Genomic DNA, 17,298 nt, shown 5'->3' with positions numbered 1-17,298 from the left:
ATGAGTGGGCTGCAGGACATCCTGCCGCTGTCCCCGCTGCAGGAAGGCATGCTCTTCCACCACGTCTACGACGGAGCCGGGCCGGACGTCTACGCCGTGCAGCTCGTCGTGGAACTCGCGGGCGGGCTGGACGAGACGGCGATGGAGGCGGCGCTGAACGCCCTGCTCGCGAGGCACGACAGCCTGCGCGCCGGGTTCCGGCACGAGGGGCTCAGCCGGCCGGTGCAGGTGATCCCCAACGCGGTCACCGTGCCTTGGCGGGTGGTGGACGTGCCGGACGAGGCCAAGGCGAAGGAGATCGCCGCCGAGGAGCTGGCGGAGCGGTTCGACCTCGCGAAGCCGCCGCTCTTCCGCAGCGCGCTGCTGCGGTTCGACGAGCGGACGCACCACCTGGTGCTGACCTTCCACCACATGCTGGTGGACGGCTGGTCCATGCCGATCGTGCTGCGCGACCTGGTCGCGCTGTACTCCGGCAGGGGTGACCTGCCGCCGGTCCCGGCGTTCCGCGGCTACCTGGAATGGCTGGGCAGGCAGCGCAAGGAGGACTCCGACGCCGTCTGGAGCGCCGCGCTGGACGGGGTCGAGCCGACGATCGTCGCACCGGAACCCGGCACCGCCGCACCGGTGCAGCTGCACCGGGAACTGACCGAGGACACCACGACGGCGTTGACGCGGTGGGCGCGGGCCCAGGGGCTGACGCTCAACACGGTCGTGCTCGGCGCGTGGGCGGTGGTGCTGTCCCGCCTGACCGGCCGCGACGACGTGGTCACCGGCATCACGACGTCGGGGCGTCCTGCCGAGATCCCCGGTGTGGAACGCATGGTCGGGTTGTTCATCAACACCATGCCGATGCGGGCCCGCACCCGCGGCAGGGACACAGTCGCCGAGTACCTGAACCGGTTGCAGGCGGGCCAGCTCGCGTTGCTGGCGCATCAGCACGTGAGCCTCGCCGACGTCCAGCGGCTCGCCGGGCACGGCACGTTGTTCGATACCGGGTTCGTCTTCGAGAACTACCCGACCGGCACCGGCGGCGGGTCCGCGCCGCGGGGCGAGCTGAGGGTGACGGACGTGCGGGGCCGCGACGCCACGCACTACCCTCTCGCGTTCGTGGGCGCGCCGGGCCGGAAGATGGCGCTGCGCCTGGACTACCGGCCGGATGTGTTCACCGCCGAGGCCGCGGAGGACGTGCTCGACCAGATCGAACGGGCGCTGCTCGCGTTCGCTGCGGACCCGGACCAGCGGCTTGCGGACGTGCAGCTGCTGAGCTCTCAGACGCTCGCGCGCTTGGCCGAGTGGGCACGCGGACCGCAGGCGGACGTCACCGCCGGCACGTTCGACCAGCTGTTCGCCGACGTCGTGCAGCGCACGCCGCACGCGCCCGCGGTGGACTTCGCCGGCGCCGTCACGTCGTACGCCGAACTGGACGCACAGGCGAACCAGGTGGCGCACCTGCTGCTCAGCCGCGGGGTGAGCGCGGACGACCTGGTCGCGGTCATGATGCCGAGGTCGACCGGTCGCGTTGTCGCGTCGCTGGGCGTGATGAAGGCCGGTGCGGCGTACGTGCCGGTCGACGGCGACTACCCGCAGAGCCGCATCGACTACATGCTGAACGACGCCCAGCCGCAGTGCGTGCTCACCGAGGCCGATCTCGACGAGGCGGCCTCCCTGCCTGCGACGCCCGTCGCCGTTCCGCAAAGGAGCGACGGACTCGCTTACGTCATCTACACGTCCGGGTCGACCGGGCAGCCCAAGGGCGTCGCGGTGACGCATCGGGGCATCGCGGCACTGGCCCACGCCCAGCACGCCCGGATGAGGACGGGGCAGGACAGCCGGGTGCTGCAGTTCGCCTCGCCCAGCTTCGACGCCGCGTTCTTCGAGATGACCGCCGCGCTGCTGAACGGCGGATGCCTGGTCGTGGGCACGGCTGAGCAGATCGCACCGGGCGAGCCCCTGTCCGAGTTCGTGCGCGAGCACCGGGTCACGCACCTCGTCCTGCCGCCGACCGCGCTGGCCGTGCTGCCGGAACTGCCGCACGGCACGACGATCCTCGTCGCCGGTGAGGCGCCGCCCCCCGGTGTGGTGGAGACGTGGTCACGCGACCACGTGCTGGAGAACGGGTACGGCCCGACCGAGACCACGGTCGCGGCCACCCTCAGCTCGCCGCTGTCCGGGCAGGACGTCCCGCCACCGCTCGGCCCGCCGGTCACCGGCACGACGCTGCACCTGCTGGACGCGAACCTGAAGCCGGTGGCGCCCGGTGTGATCGGTGAGCTGTACGTGTCCGGGCCGGGACTGGCCAGGGGCTACCTCGGTCGTCCCGGTCTGACCGCGCAACGGTTCGTGGCCACGGCGCACGGCCGCATGTACCGCACCGGCGACCTGGCTCGGTGGGACTGCGCCGGGCGGCTGTACTTCGCAGGAAGGGCTGACGACCAGGTCAAGATTCGCGGGTTCCGGGTGGAGCCGGGGGAGGTCGAGACAGCGCTCGGCCGGATCGTGCCGCAGCCCGTCGTGCTGGTGCGCGAGGACGTCCCCGGCGACAAGCGGCTGGTCGCGTACTACGTGGCAGCGGACGAGCCGGCCGAGGTGCGGGCCAGGCTCGCCGAAACGCTGCCACCGCACCTCGTGCCGGACGCGTTCATGCGACTGGCCGAGATGCCGCTGACCCCGAACGGCAAGGTGGACCGCAAGGCGCTACCGGCACCGGTGCGGGCAGCCACCGCGTCACGGACTCCGCGCAGCCCCAGGGAAGAGGCGCTGTGCGGGATGTTCGCGGACGTGCTGGGGGTCGGCCCGGTCGGTATCGACGAGAGCTTCTTCGACCTGGGGGGCCACTCGCTGCTGGCGACGAGGCTCGTCAGCCGGGTGCGGTCGACGCTCGACGCCGAGCTGTCCATCCGCCAGCTCTTCGAACGGCCGACCGTCGCCGCGTTGTCCGAACTGCTCGACCACGCCGGGCCGGGACGTCCCGCGCTCACGCGCCGCGAGCGGCCGGACCGGATCCCCCTGTCCTATGCCCAGCAACGGCTGTGGTTCCTCAACCAGGTGGAGGGCCCGAACCCGACCTACAACATCATCGTGCCGATGCGGTTGTCCGGCACGCTCGACGAGGACGCGTTGCGCGCCGCGCTGGTCGATGTGGCCAACCGGCACGAACCGTTGCGCACCGTGTTCGGAGAAGACGCCGAGGGACCGCACCAGGTCGTGCTGCCGGAGGCGGAGCCGAACCTCACCGTCGCCGACCTGACCGAGGCGGAACTGCCGCAACGCCTCGCGGAGATCGGTGCTCACCGGTTCGACCTCGTTGGGCAGAACCCGTTGCGCACCTACCTGTTGCGGCTCGGCGAACGGGACTTCGTGCTGGTGCTGCTGATGCACCACGTCGTCGGTGACGGCTGGTCGATGCCGTTGCTGGTGCGGGACCTCACGATCGCCTACGCCGCCCGCGTCGGCGGTGAACCCCCGGACTGGGCGCCGTTGCCGGTGCAGTACGCGGACTACACGCTGTGGCAACGGGATCTGCTCGGCACCGAGCTGGACCGGCAGCTGGAGCACTGGCGCACGGCGCTCGCGGGCCTGCCGGAGGAACTGCGGCTGCCCGCGGACCGGCCGCGGCCCGCGGTGTCGACCAACCGCGGCGGTCTGGTCGAGTTCGAAGTTCCCGCGCAGCTGCACACCGCGTTGCTGAACCTCGCCCGTGCGACGAAGGCGACGCCGTTCATGGTGTTGCAGGCCGGTCTGGCGGCCCTGCTGCACCGGTTGGGCGCCGGCACGGACATCCCGATCGGCACGCCGATCGCGGGCCGCACCGACGAGGCGCTGACCGATCTCATCGGCTTCTTCGTGAACTCCCTGGTGCTGCGCACGGACGTCTCGGGCGACCCGAGGTTCCGCGATCTGGTGGCACGGGCCCGCGGTGCGGCGCTCGGCGCCTACGCCAACCAGGACGTGCCGTTCGAGCGGCTCGTCGACACGCTGAACCCCGCGCGCTCGCTGTCGCGCCACCCGCTGTACCAGGTGCAGCTCACGGTCAACAACAACGACGATTCCGCGGCGACCCAGGCACACGGCAAACTCCCAGGGCTCACGGTGACCCGCGAGCAGACCGACCTCACCTCGGCGAAGTTCGACCTCGTGTTCTCGTTCGTCGAGCGACGTCGGGAGGGCAAGCCCGCCGGCATGCTCGCGGCCGTCGAGTACAGCCGCGACCTGTTCGACGAGAGCACCGTGCGGCAACTCGCGGAACGGCTGGTGCGGTTGCTGGACGCGGTGGTGAGCAACCCGAACGTGAAGGTCAGCGGCATCGACCTGCTGGGTACCAGGGAACGTCACCGGGTGCTGACCGAGTGGAACGACACCCGGCGCGACCTGCCGTGGCGTTCGGTGCCGGAGCTGTTCGAGGCCCAGGTGAAGCGGGATCCCGACCGGCTGGCGGTGATCTTCGGTGACACCAGCCTGACCTACGGCGAGGTGAACGCGCGAGCGAACCGGCTGGCGCGTCACCTCATCGCGCAGGGGCTGGGGCCGGAGGACTACGTCGCCGTGGCGTTGCCGCGGTCGCCGGAGCTGATCGTCACCGCACTGGCGGTGTTCAAGTCGGGTGCGGCGTACGTGCCGATCGACGTGAACTACCCGGCCGATCGCGTGCGGTACATGCTCTCCGACGCCAAGCCCGCGATCGTGCTCGACGCCGAACTGCTGGATGGCCTGCGACTCGATCAGCCCAGCGAGGACGTCACGGACGCCGAACGCACGGTGCCGCTGAGGCCGGAGCACCCGTTCTACGTCATCTACACCTCGGGATCGACCGGCAGGCCCAAGGCGGTCGTGCAGACCTCGCGCGGGCCGCTGAACCTGGTGATCTGGCAGGACGAGGTGATTCCCCGGCACGGCCGCAAGGTCACCGCGCAGTTCGCGCCGATCAGCTTCGACGGTTCGATCCAGGAGATCTGCTCGGCGCTGTTGTTCGGCAAGACGCTCGCGGAGTGCCCGGAGGAGACCCGGCGCGACTCCGAGCAGCTGGTGCGCTGGCTGGACCGGCACGGGGTGCAGGAGTTGTACGCGCCGAACCTCGTCGTGGACGCGGTCTGCGACGCGGCGAACGAACGCGGTCTGGTGCTGCCCGCGCTCGTGGACGTCGTGCAGTCCGGTGAGGCGCTGGTGCCGAGCGCGGCGATGCGGGAGTTCTTCGCGAAGGTCCCGCGCCGCCTGCACAACCAGTACGGCCCGACCGAGACGCACGTGATGACGGCCAGGATCCTGCCGGAGAGCCCAGCCTCGTGGCCGGTGCCGCCGCCCATCGGCGGACCCATCGCGAACGCCCGGCTGTACGTGCTTGATCCAGGGCTGAACCCGGTGCCACCCGGTGCGATCGGCGAGCTGTACATCGCGGGTGCCGGGCTGGCCCGCGGTTACCTGCGCAGGCCGGGCATGACCGCGGAACGGTTCGTGGCTTGTCCGTTCGGCGAAGGCCGCATGTACCGCACCGGCGACCTGGTGAGCTGGACGCCGGACGGTGAGCTCAGGTTCGCCGGTCGGGCCGATCACCAGGTCAAGATCCGCGGGTTCCGGATCGAGCCCGGCGAGATCGAGGCGACGATCGCGCGGCATCCGGACGTGGCCCAGGTCGCGGTGCTGGCGCGGGAGAAGCGGCTCGTCGCGTACGTCGTGCCGAAGGGCGATCGGGTCGACGGCCGGGCGCTGGCCAAGCACGTGGGGGAGAGCCTGCCCGACTACATGGTGCCTGCCGCGTTCGTCGCAGTGGAGTCGTTCCCGTTGACACCCAACGGGAAGCTGAACCGCGACCTGCTCCCGGACGCGGAGACCGAGACCACCCGCGGTCCCCGCACGCCGGAGGAAGAGGTCTTGTGCGGCCTGTTCACCGAGTTGCTCGGCCTGCCGGAGGTCGGGATCGACGACGACTTCTTCCGGCTGGGCGGGCACTCCTTCCTCGCGACGAGACTGGTGCGCCGTATCAGGGACGTCTTCGGCGCGGATCTTTCGGTGCGCAGCGTGTTCGAGGCGCCAACCGTGGCCGCGCTGGCCGCGGAACTGGGTTCGGACGTCGAACGAGATCCGTTCGAGTCCCCGTTGCCGCTGCGGCGCACCGGGGACGGCCCACCGCTGTTCTGCGTCCACCCCGGATCGGGCACGAGCTGGTGCTACGCGGGTCTGATGACCTTCGCCGACCAGCCGATGCACGGCCTGCAGGCGCGTGGCCTGGACGGCCGCGGCACGTTGCCGTCGTCGATCGGGGAGATGGCCGACGACTACGTGCGGCAAGTGCTCGCCGTGCAACCGGAAGGGCCCTACCAGCTGCTGGGCTGGTCGTTCGGCGGCCTGGTCGTGCACGCCATGGCGACCCGGCTGGAGCGGCTCGGCCACGAGGTGTCGCGGCTGGTGGTCGTCGACGCGTATCCGCCCGTCGCGGGCCACAGCGACGAGGACGTGCCGGAGCACGAGCTGTTCGCGAGCGCGTTCGTCGCGGACTTCGAGCTGGACCCGGCGGAGCTGCTGGTCGACGCCGATGCCGTCGTGACGCGGTACGTGCGGTATCTGACCGACCACAACCACCGGCTTGCGACACTCGGCGAGGAGCGCATTAAGTCGTCGATGAAGGTGTTCGCGAACAACCATCGGCTGATGCGAACGTTCAACCCGGAGACCTTTGGCGGAGACCTCGTGTTCTTCACCGCCACGCGGCCCACGCCGGGTGTCGTCGTGCCGGAGGAGGTGGCACGCCTCGCGACCGCCGAGGCCTGGCAGCCGCACGTGGCGGGTCACGTCCGCAACCACGACGTCGACGCGACCCACGGCGACATGCTGTCCGACCCGGCCGCGGTCGCCGCCATCGGGCGCGAGCTCGGCAACCACTGAACTGAAGGAGAAACTCCATGTCCACCAATCCGTTCGAGGACAACGACGGCATCTACCACGCGCTGATCAACGAGGAGGGCCAGTACTCCCTCTGGCCGTCGTTCGTGGACGTGCCCGCCGGGTGGACCATCGAACTCGAGTCCGTGTCCCGCCAGCAAGCCCTCGACCACATCGAGGAGAACTGGACCGACATGCGTCCCGCCAGTCTCGTCCGTGCGATGGCCGAAGCAGGCCGCAACTGACCTGGGCGCAGCACGCGAAGGCCGCCTCCGCTGACCGCGCGTCGTGGAGGCGGCCTGCCCGGCAGTCGGATCACACAGGGGAGAGGCAGGGGAATGAGGCGCGTTCTGAAGGTGTGCGCCGTGGTGGTCACGCTGGTCGCCGGGCTCGCAACACCTGTGCACGGCCGTCCGATCGGTACCACGATCCGTTACACCGAACACGGCATCCCGCACATCACCGCGAGCGACCACCTCGGCCTCGGCTACGGCTACGGCTACGCAAGCGCGCAGGACAACCTCTGCGTGCTCGCAGACACCTACCTGACGGTCGAGGGGAAGCGGTCACTCCACCTCGGACCGGACGGTCCGGTGAACTCCGGGGTGGGCTCGGTGAGCACCAACCTCAACAGCGACCTGTACTTCCAGCGGATCAACGGCAGCGGCGTGATCGACGGCTACGCCCGCTCCGTCTCCCCACCGGTGCGGGATCTCGTCCACGGCTACGTCCGCGGCTACAACCGCTACCTGGCCCAGAGCGGGCAAACCTGTAACGGCACGGCCCGGCCCATCGCGGAACGGGACGTCTACCGGCACGTCTACGCGATCACCCTCGTCTCCGGCAGCGGGGCGATGATCGACGGACTGGTGAGCGCCCAGCCACCCGCCGCGGTGACCGGCCAGGCGCCGGTCGAGGCGGCCGCACTGGTCCAGCGCCTCCAGCCCGACTTCAGCCTGGGCAGCAACGCCATCGCAGCCGGCTCGGAGGACGCGGCGAACGGCGGCAGCGTGCTGCTCGCCAACCCGCACTACCCGTGGCAGGGCGTGCGCCGGTTCTGGCAGGCCCACCTCACCATTCCCGGACGCCTCAACGTCTCCGGCGCGTCGCTGCTCGGCATCCCGGTCCTCGCGATCGGCCACAACGAGGATGTCGCGTGGAGCCACACGGTGTCGACCGCGGTGACCGCCGGGCTCTTCGAGGTCCCCACGGTGCCGGGCGCGCCCACCGAATACCTCGTGGACGGCGTGCGGAAGGAGATGACCTCGCAGGAGGTCGTGGTCGAGGTGCGGCGGCCGGACGGTTCGATCGGCGCGGTCACCAGGACGCTGTGGGCCACCGAGTACGGGCCGGTGCTCGCCGGGGTGTCGGGAGTGCCGTTGCCGTGGGGCGCAACCGTCTACGTGCTGCGGGACGCCAACGCGACGAACTTCCGGCTGCTCGACACCTGGGCCGGCCTCAACCGCGCGGGCAGCGTCGGTGACCTCCGCGAGACGCTGTCGAAGACGCTGGGCCTGCCGTGGGTCAACACGCTCGCCGTCGACCGTCGGGGAAACTCCCTGTACGCGGACATCCAGGTCGCGCCGCATGTCACCGACGAGCATGCGAAGAAGTGCAGCACCCCGCTCGGCGCCGTGGTCTTCCCGCAGAGTGGCACGTCCATCCTGGATGGATCACGCGGCGAGTGCGCCTGGGGCTCCGACCCGGATGCCAGGGAACCCGGCCTGCTCGGACCTGGCCGCCTGCCGGTGCTGATCCGCAGGGACACCGTGGCGAACGCGAACAACACCCCGTGGATCGCCAATCCGGACGCGCCGCTGACGGGCTACCCGCGGGTGCTCGGCACGACGGCGACCGAGCTGTCGATGCGCGCGCAGGAGTTGCAGCTCGAGGTTCGCCGGCGGGTCGGTGGAACGGACAGCCTGCCGGGCAGGGGGTTCACCAACGAGACCATGCGCTCGCTGTTGTTCGCCGACCGCAGTCGGGCCGCCGAGGTGGTGCTGGCAGACACCGTGCGGATGTGCGAGGCGTTTCCTGGTGGCAAGGCACCGTCGGGCGCAGGCCCGGTCGACGTCACGGCCGCCTGTGCCGCGCTCGCGCGATGGGACGGCACCTTCCGGCTCGACAGCAGTGGAGCGGCTTTCTTCAGCCGCTTCTGGCTGAGGGTGCGGTCCTCTCCGGGGCTGTGGAAGGTCCCGTTCGACCCGGCCGAGCCGCTCAGCACCCCGAACACACTCGCCGTCGACCTGGCCGAAATCCAGCAGGCGTTCGGTGACGCGGCACAGGAGCTGACCGCCGCAGGGGTCGCCCACGACGCGCCGCTGGGCGCGAGCCAGTACGTGACCCGTGCCGGGCAGCGGATCCCGATCCACGGGAGCCAGCACGAGCTCGGCGTGCTCAACGTGATCACGCCGGTCTGGGGCGACGGCGGCTACACCGACGTGGTCTACGGATCGAGCTTCGTGCAGGTCGTGGAGTTCCGGGCCGGCAGGCCCCCCGAGGCTCACTCGCTGATGACCTACTCGCAGTCCACCGATCCGTCATCACCGCACCACGCCGACCAGACGGCGTTGTTCTCCAGGGGTGACTGGGTGCGGGAACGGTTCACCGAGAAAGACATCCACTCCTCGCCGGCGCTGCGAATCGTCCGGCTCGTCGGAAACCTGAGGTGAGGCATGCCGTTCGCGCCGGTCAACGGGATCCACCTGCACTACAGCGACACCGGCGGCGGTGATCCGGTCCTGCTGCTCATGGGATCGGGCAGCCCCGGCCGGGTGTGGCACGCGCACCAGGTGCCGGCCCTGCTCTCCGCGGGTTACCGCGTGATCACCGTCGACAACCGCGGCATCGAGCCGTCATCGTGCCCGGACTCCTTCACCGTGCACGACATGGTCGGTGACGTCGTCGGGCTGATCGACCACCTCGGGCTCAGCGGCGTGCGGGTCGTCGGCACGTCGCTCGGCGCCTACGTGGCGCAGGAGCTCGCGCTGGCCCGGCCCGACCTCGTGCGCCAGGTGGTGCTGATGGCGAGCCGGGCGCGCAGCGACGCGTTCCGCACCGCCCTCGCCCGCGCCGAGATCGAGCTGTACGACTCCGGCGTGCGGGTCCCCGCCGCGTACCGTGCCGTGATCACCGCGCTGACCTCACTGTCCAGGTCTACATTGGACGACCATGGTGAGATCCGCGACTGGCTCGACCTGTTCGAGCTCGTGCTACCGGACGGACCCGGCGTGCGGGCCCAGCTCGCCCTCGAACCGATGCCGGACCGCACCCCGGCCTACGGCGGAATCCGGGTGCCTTGCCACGTGATCGCGTTCTCGGACGACGTCCTGACACCTCCCGCCCACGGAGAGGAGCTGGCCGGGATCATCCCAGGGGCGACGTTCGAGGTCGTCGCCGGCGCAGGCCACTACGGCTACCTGGAGAGGCCGGAAGCCGTCAACGACAGCATCGTCAAGTTCTTCCACGCATAGGAGCCGGCATGTCCCGATACCTGCTCGCACCCTTCCCACTGCACGGCCACGTGGTCCCGATGACCGCCCTGGCCGCGGAGCTGGTCGGCAGGGGCGGCCACGTCACCGTCGCGATCAGCGCCGCCTTCGCGGACGTCTTCCGCGACCTCGGCTGTGAGATCGTCGAGCTCGACATCATGCCGCGCTCCGCGGTGGCCGAGGAGAGGTCCGTCAAACGCAAGTTCGGCCGGCTGCGCTGGATGCGCGACGTGTACCGCGAACGCGTCCGACTCAGCTCGTTCCTCAAGGCCCGCATCGCAGAGCTGCGCCCGGACGTCGTGGTCACGGACATCATGTCGCTCTGGGGAGTGCACGCGGCCGAGGCGGCGGGCGTGCCCTGCGCGGCGTTCCACGTCACCTACGCGGTCAACGAACAGGTGCTGCTCGATGACGTGCGCCGCCTCGCGGGTCCCAAGATGGCGGCGTTCGTCAAGTGGTCGGGCTTCGCCAAGATCCAGCCGGGGCTTCGCCGCCGAGTGCACCGCAACGCCGCGCTGGCACTGGTGAACGTCATCGAGGAGTTGCAGCCTCACCGCGAGACGTTCGACGAGCGCTTCCACTTCGTGGGCCCCCTTCGTCCTGAGCCCGACAGGGGCGACTCGGATCTCCCCTGGGACCGGATCGAGAACGAGCGCACCCTCTACGTGTCGACCGGCACGTTCTTCACCCGCGGCGCGTGGTTCTTCCGGAAGGTGGCCGAAGCGTTCGCCGGCGACGACTGGTTCGTGGTGATGGCCACCTCGCACACCGACCCGGAGGAGATCGGCCACCTGCCCGCGAACGTGGTGGCGCGCAGGTACGTGCCGCAGTCGGCGGTGCTGGAACACTGCGAGGCGTTCCTGACCCACGCGGGCATGAACTCCGCGATGGAGGGTCTGTTGCTGGGGCTGCCCATGGTGATCGTGCCCAGGGCATCGGATCAGAAGGAGATCGCGCGCAAGCTCGTGGCTCTGGGCACCGGCGTCGTGGTCGATCACCAGGCCGGGCCGGAGGAGTTCCGCAATGCCCTGGACCACGTGGTGAACGACCCGGCGATCAGGACCGCGCTGGCGGAGAACGCGCAGCGGCTGCGGCAGTCCAACGGACCGGCGGCCGCGGCAGACCAACTGGAGAAGTTGATCGTCGGGGGAAGAGCGGCGTGAGGTCCCGGGTTCGCTGGGGCCTGAGCGCCGCCGTGGTGGCCGCGTTCCGCCTCGGAGTGACAGGGACGCCGGACGGCCACGGCTAGGGGATGCGCGGCTGTGGCACGACGGAGGACTGGCGTCGCGCTGCGTGGACTGGTCGCTGCCGTGAGAGTGGTTGGGGTGCGGGGATCTTGCGAGGAGTTGGCGACATGAAGACCTTCGGCCGCAGAACGTTCCTGCGCGGCGCTGCGCTGCTCGGCGCTACCGCGGTGGGAGGGAGCTGGTTGACCTCGACCGCGTCGGCCGGGCCGCCGATCGGGCCGCACGAGGCGATCGTGCGCGACGCCGCGATGGTGTGGCACGAGCTGCCGCTGGAGCAGTGGGCGGGGCCGTTGCTGGGCAACGGGTCGGTGACCACCCAGGTGTTCGGGGACCAGCGCGGCATCGCGTTCACCGACCTGGTCCGGCTCGACCTGGCAGGCACGCCGACCGGCGCACGCTGGCAGCTCGACTTGTGGAACGCCGAGCTGACCGGCACCGTCACCACCACCCGCGGCGCGGTCGAGCTGTCCGCGCTGGTGCACCGGCAGACCGGGGTGCTGATGGTGACCGTGACGCCGAGCGGGGGTGAGGTCGCCGCTCGGTGGGCGGGCAAGGTGGTGGGACGGCACGAGGTGTTCCTCGTCGGCGGCACCGGCGATCCGCAGCACTTGCTCACCACGCACCGCGCGTGGTGGAACCGGCTGTACACCAACAGCTTCGTCTCGTTGCCGGACACCTCTGTGCAGCGGTTCCACGTGATTCAGCAATATCACGCGGCCGCGACCGTGGCGCCCGGCACCGCGCTGTCGTCGGTGCCGTCCATGCTCGCGGGGGCGAACCAGGTGGCGTTGCTCGCGAACGTCGACACCGCGCCGCCGTTGTCGCCCGCCGCGATTCCCGGCACGGGCTCGAAGGGTGGTGCCGCCGAGAACTCCGTGATGGCGTGGAACCTGCCCGCCCTGTGGTCGTTGCACGAACATCGCGGCGACTCACCGGACGCCGCCATTCCCCTGCTGCGCAGGGCGGTCGACTTCTACCGGGCGTTCCTGGTACGGGGCAGCGACGGCTTCCTGCACCTGCCCGTCACGCACTCGCCCGGTCATGGCGACGTCGCGGACTGCACCTACGACCTGGCGCTACTGCGCTGGGCGGCCGGCCTCCTCGGCGAGCACGACCTCGTGCGCGACCTGGTGCCGTACCACATCGGGCCGTCAGGGCTGATGCTCGGCGCCGGTCGGCCGCTCACCCGCTCGCATCGCACGGCCGCTCACCTCGTCGGTCTGTTCCCGTTGCACGACAGCGGCATCTCGCGCGACGTGGCCCAGCGCAGCTACCGACACTGGGCGAGCATGCGCGAGGACTGGACGGTGGACTCCCACGTCGCCGCCGCGTCGCTCGCCGCCCGTGTGCGGGAGCCGAACGCCGCCGCCGGGCACCTGCGCCACGTGCTCGACCTCAACGCCTGGTCGGTGCCGTTCGGCGTCAGCCAGGCCGTGCTGGACCTCGTGGTGCACGGCCGATCCGGTGCCGTCGACGTCTTCCCGTCCATCCCGGACGGCTGGGACGAGGTCTCGGTGGAGTCGCTGCGGGTGCCCGGCGCGTGCCTGATCGACGCCTCGCGCAGCCGCGGCCGCACGGACTGGGTCAGGATCCGGGGGGCAAAGGGCCAGTCGCTGCTCGTCGGGCACGACATCGAGGACGTCCGGGTCACCGACCCGAACGGCACACCATTGCCTGCTGTGGCCGAGGAGGCCGGGATCCGAGTGACGCTGCCACCGTCGGGTGCGGTGGTGCTGAGCCGCCGTGGTCATGTGCCCGACCTCCTTCCTCGTGTCGTCTCGAGGTCACGGACGGCGGACGCCACGAGCAGCAAGGCCTAACCCGGCCACCAGCAACACCGAGCTGACCCCGAGCGCCGCGGCGAGTGCGGGCCACGCGGCTGCGCCGAGCGCGAACCCGCGGGCCGCGTCGACCGCGTAGGTCAGCGGGTTCACCACGGCGACCGCGCGCAACCAGCCAGGCAGGTTGCCCACCGGCACGAACGCGCTGGAGGCGAACATGAGCGGGAACATCGTGGCCATGCCGATGGTCTGCAGCAGTTCGCCGTTCTTCACCCACGCCGCGAGCGCCATGAACACCGCGCCGAGCCCGGTGCCGACGACCAGCGCGAGCACCAGCGCGCCGAGGCTGCCCAGCACCCCGCCCGGCGGGTGGAAGCCGAACAGCAGCATCGCGGCCACCAGCAGCGTCAGCAGTTGCAACGCGCTGCGCGTCAGGTCGAAGAGGCTGCGCGCGGCCACGACCGCGACCATGGTCACCGGCAGCGTCCGGAACCGGGCCAGCACACCGTTCTTGAGGTCGTTGGCCAAGCCGCCGCCCGCCCACACAGCGGCCTGCGCGCCGGTGGTCACCAGGATCGCGGGCATCAGGTAGTCGAGGTACTCGACGCCGGGCGGGAATCCGGGCGCGTCGGCCATGGTCCTGAAGACCTGGCTGAACAGCGTCAGCATGATCATCGGCTGGAGCAGGTTCATCACGATCATCCGCGGATCGCGCAGCCCCAGCAGGGAACGACCGGTCAGCACGCCGACCTGGACGAACGGGCTCGCCGGCATCGTCGTCACTGGAGCACTCCTCGTGGTTGCGCGGCGAGGGCGAGGTAGACGTCGTCCAGGCTCGGCTCGGTGACGGTCAGCGCGGCCAGGTCGACGTCCGCGTCCGTGAGCAGCCGCACGACGACGGCCACCTCGCGGGTCGCGGACACCGGCACGTGCACGGCGTCCAGCTCGCGGCCCACCTCGAACCCGTTGCGGGACAACACCTCGGAGGCGAGTGCCGGATCGGACGGCGTGATGGTGACCGTGCGCCGGCCGAGTCCGGCCTTCAGCTCACCTGCCGTGCCGGACGCGACGACGCGGCCATGCGAGAGCACCGTGATCGCATCGGCCAGCCGGTCGGCCTCCTCCATGTACTGCGTGGTCAGCAGCACCGTCGTGCCCTCCTCGCGGGTGAGCCGTTCGACGGTCTCCCACAGTGCGATCCGGCTCGTCGGGTCGAGACCGGTGGTCGGCTCGTCCAGGAACACCACGTGCGGCCGACCGACCAGGCTCACCGCGAGGTCCAGCCGTCGTTTCATGCCACCGGAGAACTTGCCTGCCTTGCGGTCGGCCGCGTCCACGAGGCCGAACGACTCGAGCAGCTCGGCGGCGTGCCTGCGGGCGTCGCGGGACGAGAGGCCGAGCAGCCGGGCGATCATCACCAGGTTCTGCCTGCCGGTCAGGTCCTCGTCGACCAACGTGTACTGGCCGGTCAGACCGATGCTCGAACGAACCTGGGCGCCCTCGGCGACCACGTCGAAGCCCGCCACCGAGGCCGTGCCGCCATCGGGCGGCAGCACGGTCGTGAGCACGTTGATCAGCGTGGTCTTGCCTGCGCCGTTGTGGCCCAGCAGGCCGAGAACGGTGCCTCGCGGCACCCGCAGCGTCACCCCGTCCAGCGCGGTGTGCGTGCCGAAGGACTTCACGACGTCCTCGGCGTGGATCATCAGGTCAGTTGGCACGATCCCCCCACCACAGGTCCTCCGCCGACACCGCGCCGGCCGAGTACTTCCCGAGCGCGCTGACGAGCAGGCGCAGCTCCAGTTCCAGGCACCGCACGAGGTTCTCGAGCCCGTGCACGGGATCCGTGTCCGCCGCGAGCAGTGCCGCCCGGCCGAGACCGGCCGCCCGCGCGCCCAGCGCCAGGCACTTCACCACTCGGGTGCCCTCCCACATCCGCCCGGAGACGAGCAGGTCGCCCGCGGATTCGCCGAGGCGGCGCAGGCATTCGGCGAGCGGCAGGCCGACGTGGGCGAGGAACCCGGTCGGTGCCCAGCCCGTCCCGCCCTCGGCGCCGTCGACCGCCACCGCATCCGCACCGGCCTCCCACGCGGTCCGCGCTGCGTCGGCCACGTCCCTCGCAGGTGGCAGCTTCACCCACACCTTGGCGCGGGGGTAGTTGTTGCGCATCAGGCGGATCTGCTGCCTCAGGATCTCCTGCGTGAACGTGCCGGGGCTGGCGCAGCGCAGCACCTCGTCCGTGCCGAAGACCGTGTCGACGTGGAACCGGTCGGCCACCGCCGAGGTGCTGTCCAGCACCGACATCCCGCCCAGGCCGGGCTTCGCACCCTGGCCGGTCTTCAGCTCCAGGCCCAGCCGCCCGGTGTCGAGCAGCGGCTGGGTGGCCGGGTCGCTGTAGACGAGGTTCCACACCTCCGCGTCGGCGTCCTCCGTGGACTGCTGCACGACGACGCCACCGCTGTGCTCGCCCAGTTCCTCACCATAGGCGCGAATCCGGGCCAGCAATGACTTCTCGGTGGCGCCATCGATCCGGCCGTAGCCGTTGACGGGCACGACGTTCTCACCGATCACCAGCGGGATCCCGAGTCGTCCCGCCTGCCTCGCCGCGGCCACACCGAGATCGTCCGACGCCACCCTGGTGGAGCCGAACGCCGAGACGTAGAGCGGCAGTGCGGACTGGAAGCCGCCGACGGACGTGGTGAGGTCCACCGCGTCGTACATCGGTTCGCGGCCCAGTTCGATGAGCTTCTCCAGCCGCCGCGGCATGAAGGACGGCGGCACCAGCCGTGCGGAGTCCAGCCGGTCACCGGACTCCGCGACCGCGCCGAACAACGTGGTCCCGTACTCCGTCAACTCGGGGAAGATCGCGGCCGGGCCGTGGGTGGCCCGCACGCGCACGTCCTGCTCGGGGAAACCCGGCGCTCGCAGCGTCACGGCGACGCCACCCCCGGCAGTTTGGGGTAGGCCGATGCCTGCCAGACGTTCTCCAAGCCGCACAGGTAGCGGGTGAGCCGCTCCAGCCCGATCCCGAACCCGGCGCTGCTCGGGATGCCTTCGCGGACCATGTCGAGGTACCAGCCGTACTTGACCGGGTTCTCCCCGGTCTCCCGCATCCGGGTGACGATCTCGGCGTACCGGTGTTCGCGCTCGCTGCCGCTGCACAGCTCACCGAAGCCCTCCGGCGCGATCAGGTCGAAGTTGCGCAGCACACCGGGATTCTCGGCGGACTCGCGGTCGTAGAAGCCGCGCGAACCCTTGGGGTAGGAGGTGATGAAGAACGGCTGCGTGGCGCGCGAGGACAGCAGCACCTCGGCCTGCCAGTCGATCTCGCCGTCCGGATTCTGCTCGTGCCCCAGCGAGTGCAGTTCGGTGACGACCGACGCGTGCGTCCGGCGCCCGAACGCGCCGTTCGGCACCGCGTTCAGCGTGTCGACGTCCCGGCGGAGGAGGACCAGCTCCGGCATCGTGACCACGGACTTCACCACGTGCGGCAGGAGGTTCTCAGCCAGGTCCATGGCCTCGCCCACGCCCGCACCGGCGATCTCCACGTCGATCTGGTGGAACTCGGCGAGGTGTCGGGCGGTGGTCGAGGTCTCCGGTGGCTCGAGTCGCACGTTCGGCGCGATGCAGAAGATCCGGTCGAACGCGGTCAGCGATGCCTGCTTGTACAGGATCGCGCTCGTCATCAGCTTGTAGCGGTGGCCGTAGTAGTCCACGTCGACCTGTTTGGCACCGCGCGCACCCGGATCGGTGACCGGGCCGATGACGGGCGGCAGCAGTTCGGTGAAACCCTGCGCCGACAAGAACTCCCTGGTCGCGGCGAGTACCGCGTTCTGCACCCGCAGCACCGCCCTGGTGACTGGTGAGCTCAGATGTTCCCTGGGACTGGACGGTGTGCTGTCCAACGCG

General features: G+C 70.5%; 10 protein-coding genes. 6 read left to right on the top strand and 4 right to left on the bottom strand.

Going from position 1 to position 17,298, the window contains the following annotated elements; genetic code table 11:
• The 6 genes from IEZ00_RS27270 to IEZ00_RS27245 all read left to right on the top strand — a co-directional run bounded on the left by IEZ00_RS27270 (position 1) and on the right by IEZ00_RS27245 (position 13,431).
• A complete protein-coding gene (locus IEZ00_RS27270; RefSeq protein WP_189226193.1) occupies positions 1-6,876 on the top strand; it encodes a non-ribosomal peptide synthetase in 6,876 nt (2,291 codons plus the stop codon).
• Between the two features lie 17 nt (positions 6,877-6,893).
• On the top strand, positions 6,894-7,118 hold the full coding sequence (locus IEZ00_RS27265) for an MbtH family protein (RefSeq protein ID WP_189226192.1): 225 nt from the start codon (positions 6,894-6,896) through the stop codon (positions 7,116-7,118).
• A 93-nt stretch (positions 7,119-7,211) separates the two neighbouring features.
• Positions 7,212-9,545, top strand: a complete 2,334-nt coding sequence (locus IEZ00_RS27260) for a penicillin acylase family protein (protein ID WP_189226191.1) — start codon at positions 7,212-7,214, stop codon at positions 9,543-9,545.
• Between the two features lie 3 nt (positions 9,546-9,548).
• A complete protein-coding gene (locus tag IEZ00_RS27255) occupies positions 9,549-10,346 on the top strand; it encodes an alpha/beta fold hydrolase (protein WP_189226190.1) in 798 nt (265 codons plus the stop codon).
• Between the two features lie 8 nt (positions 10,347-10,354).
• Positions 10,355-11,527 carry a nucleotide disphospho-sugar-binding domain-containing protein gene (locus IEZ00_RS27250; protein ID WP_189226189.1) on the top strand — a complete coding sequence of 391 codons (1,173 nt, stop codon included), beginning with the start codon at positions 10,355-10,357 and terminating at the stop codon, positions 11,525-11,527.
• A gap of 191 nt (positions 11,528-11,718) precedes the next feature.
• Positions 11,719-13,431: a hypothetical protein gene (locus IEZ00_RS27245; RefSeq protein ID WP_189226188.1), complete on the top strand. Its 1,713-nt coding sequence runs from the start codon at positions 11,719-11,721 to the stop codon at positions 13,429-13,431.
• Here IEZ00_RS27245 and IEZ00_RS27240 read toward each other — a convergent pair.
• From IEZ00_RS27240 to IEZ00_RS27225, 4 genes are read right to left on the bottom strand one after another with little or no spacing between them, the layout of a single operon-like run.
• Positions 13,396-14,166, bottom strand: coding sequence for an ABC transporter permease (locus IEZ00_RS27240; RefSeq protein ID WP_189226241.1), 771 nt, complete (start codon positions 14,164-14,166; stop codon positions 13,396-13,398). The two genes, IEZ00_RS27245 and IEZ00_RS27240, sit on opposite strands and share 36 nt — an antisense overlap.
• A 5-nt stretch (positions 14,167-14,171) precedes the next feature.
• The gene (locus IEZ00_RS27235; RefSeq protein WP_189226240.1) at positions 14,172-15,095 is read right to left on the bottom strand and encodes an ATP-binding cassette domain-containing protein; all 924 of its coding nucleotides are present in this window, start codon (positions 15,093-15,095) and stop codon (positions 14,172-14,174) included.
• A gap of 4 nt (positions 15,096-15,099) precedes the next feature.
• Positions 15,100-16,323, bottom strand: coding sequence for a glutamate synthase-related protein (locus tag IEZ00_RS27230; protein WP_189226187.1), 1,224 nt, complete (start codon positions 16,321-16,323; stop codon positions 15,100-15,102).
• The gene (locus IEZ00_RS27225) at positions 16,320-17,294 is read right to left on the bottom strand and encodes an asparagine synthetase A (protein WP_229796140.1); all 975 of its coding nucleotides are present in this window, start codon (positions 17,292-17,294) and stop codon (positions 16,320-16,322) included. Before IEZ00_RS27225 ends, IEZ00_RS27230 begins: the two co-directional genes overlap by 4 nt.
• Positions 17,295-17,298 lie beyond the last annotated feature (4 nt).

Source organism: Saccharothrix coeruleofusca (genome assembly GCF_014648515.1).
Lineage (GTDB): Bacteria > Actinomycetota > Actinomycetes > Mycobacteriales > Pseudonocardiaceae > Actinosynnema > Actinosynnema coeruleofuscum.
The sequence above is the reverse complement of the archived record's forward strand: the minus strand, read 5'-3'. Positions and strand labels throughout refer to the sequence as shown.

Excerpts from the sequence above, each read along its gene's own strand:
- IEZ00_RS27235 (WP_189226240.1), bottom strand. The coding sequence starts at position 15,095 with ATGATCCACGCCGAGGACGTCGTGAAGTCCTTCGGCACGCACACCGCG.
- IEZ00_RS27270 (WP_189226193.1), top strand. The coding sequence starts at position 1 with ATGAGTGGGCTGCAGGACATCCTGCCGCTGTCCCCGCTGCAGGAAGGC.
- IEZ00_RS27240 (WP_189226241.1), bottom strand. The coding sequence starts at position 14,166 with ATGCCGGCGAGCCCGTTCGTCCAGGTCGGCGTGCTGACCGGTCGTTCC.
- IEZ00_RS27265 (WP_189226192.1), top strand. The coding sequence starts at position 6,894 with ATGTCCACCAATCCGTTCGAGGACAACGACGGCATCTACCACGCGCTG.
- IEZ00_RS27250 (WP_189226189.1), top strand. The coding sequence starts at position 10,355 with ATGTCCCGATACCTGCTCGCACCCTTCCCACTGCACGGCCACGTGGTC.
- IEZ00_RS27245 (WP_189226188.1), top strand. The coding sequence starts at position 11,719 with ATGAAGACCTTCGGCCGCAGAACGTTCCTGCGCGGCGCTGCGCTGCTC.
- IEZ00_RS27260 (WP_189226191.1), top strand. The coding sequence starts at position 7,212 with ATGAGGCGCGTTCTGAAGGTGTGCGCCGTGGTGGTCACGCTGGTCGCC.
- IEZ00_RS27255 (WP_189226190.1), top strand. The coding sequence starts at position 9,549 with ATGCCGTTCGCGCCGGTCAACGGGATCCACCTGCACTACAGCGACACC.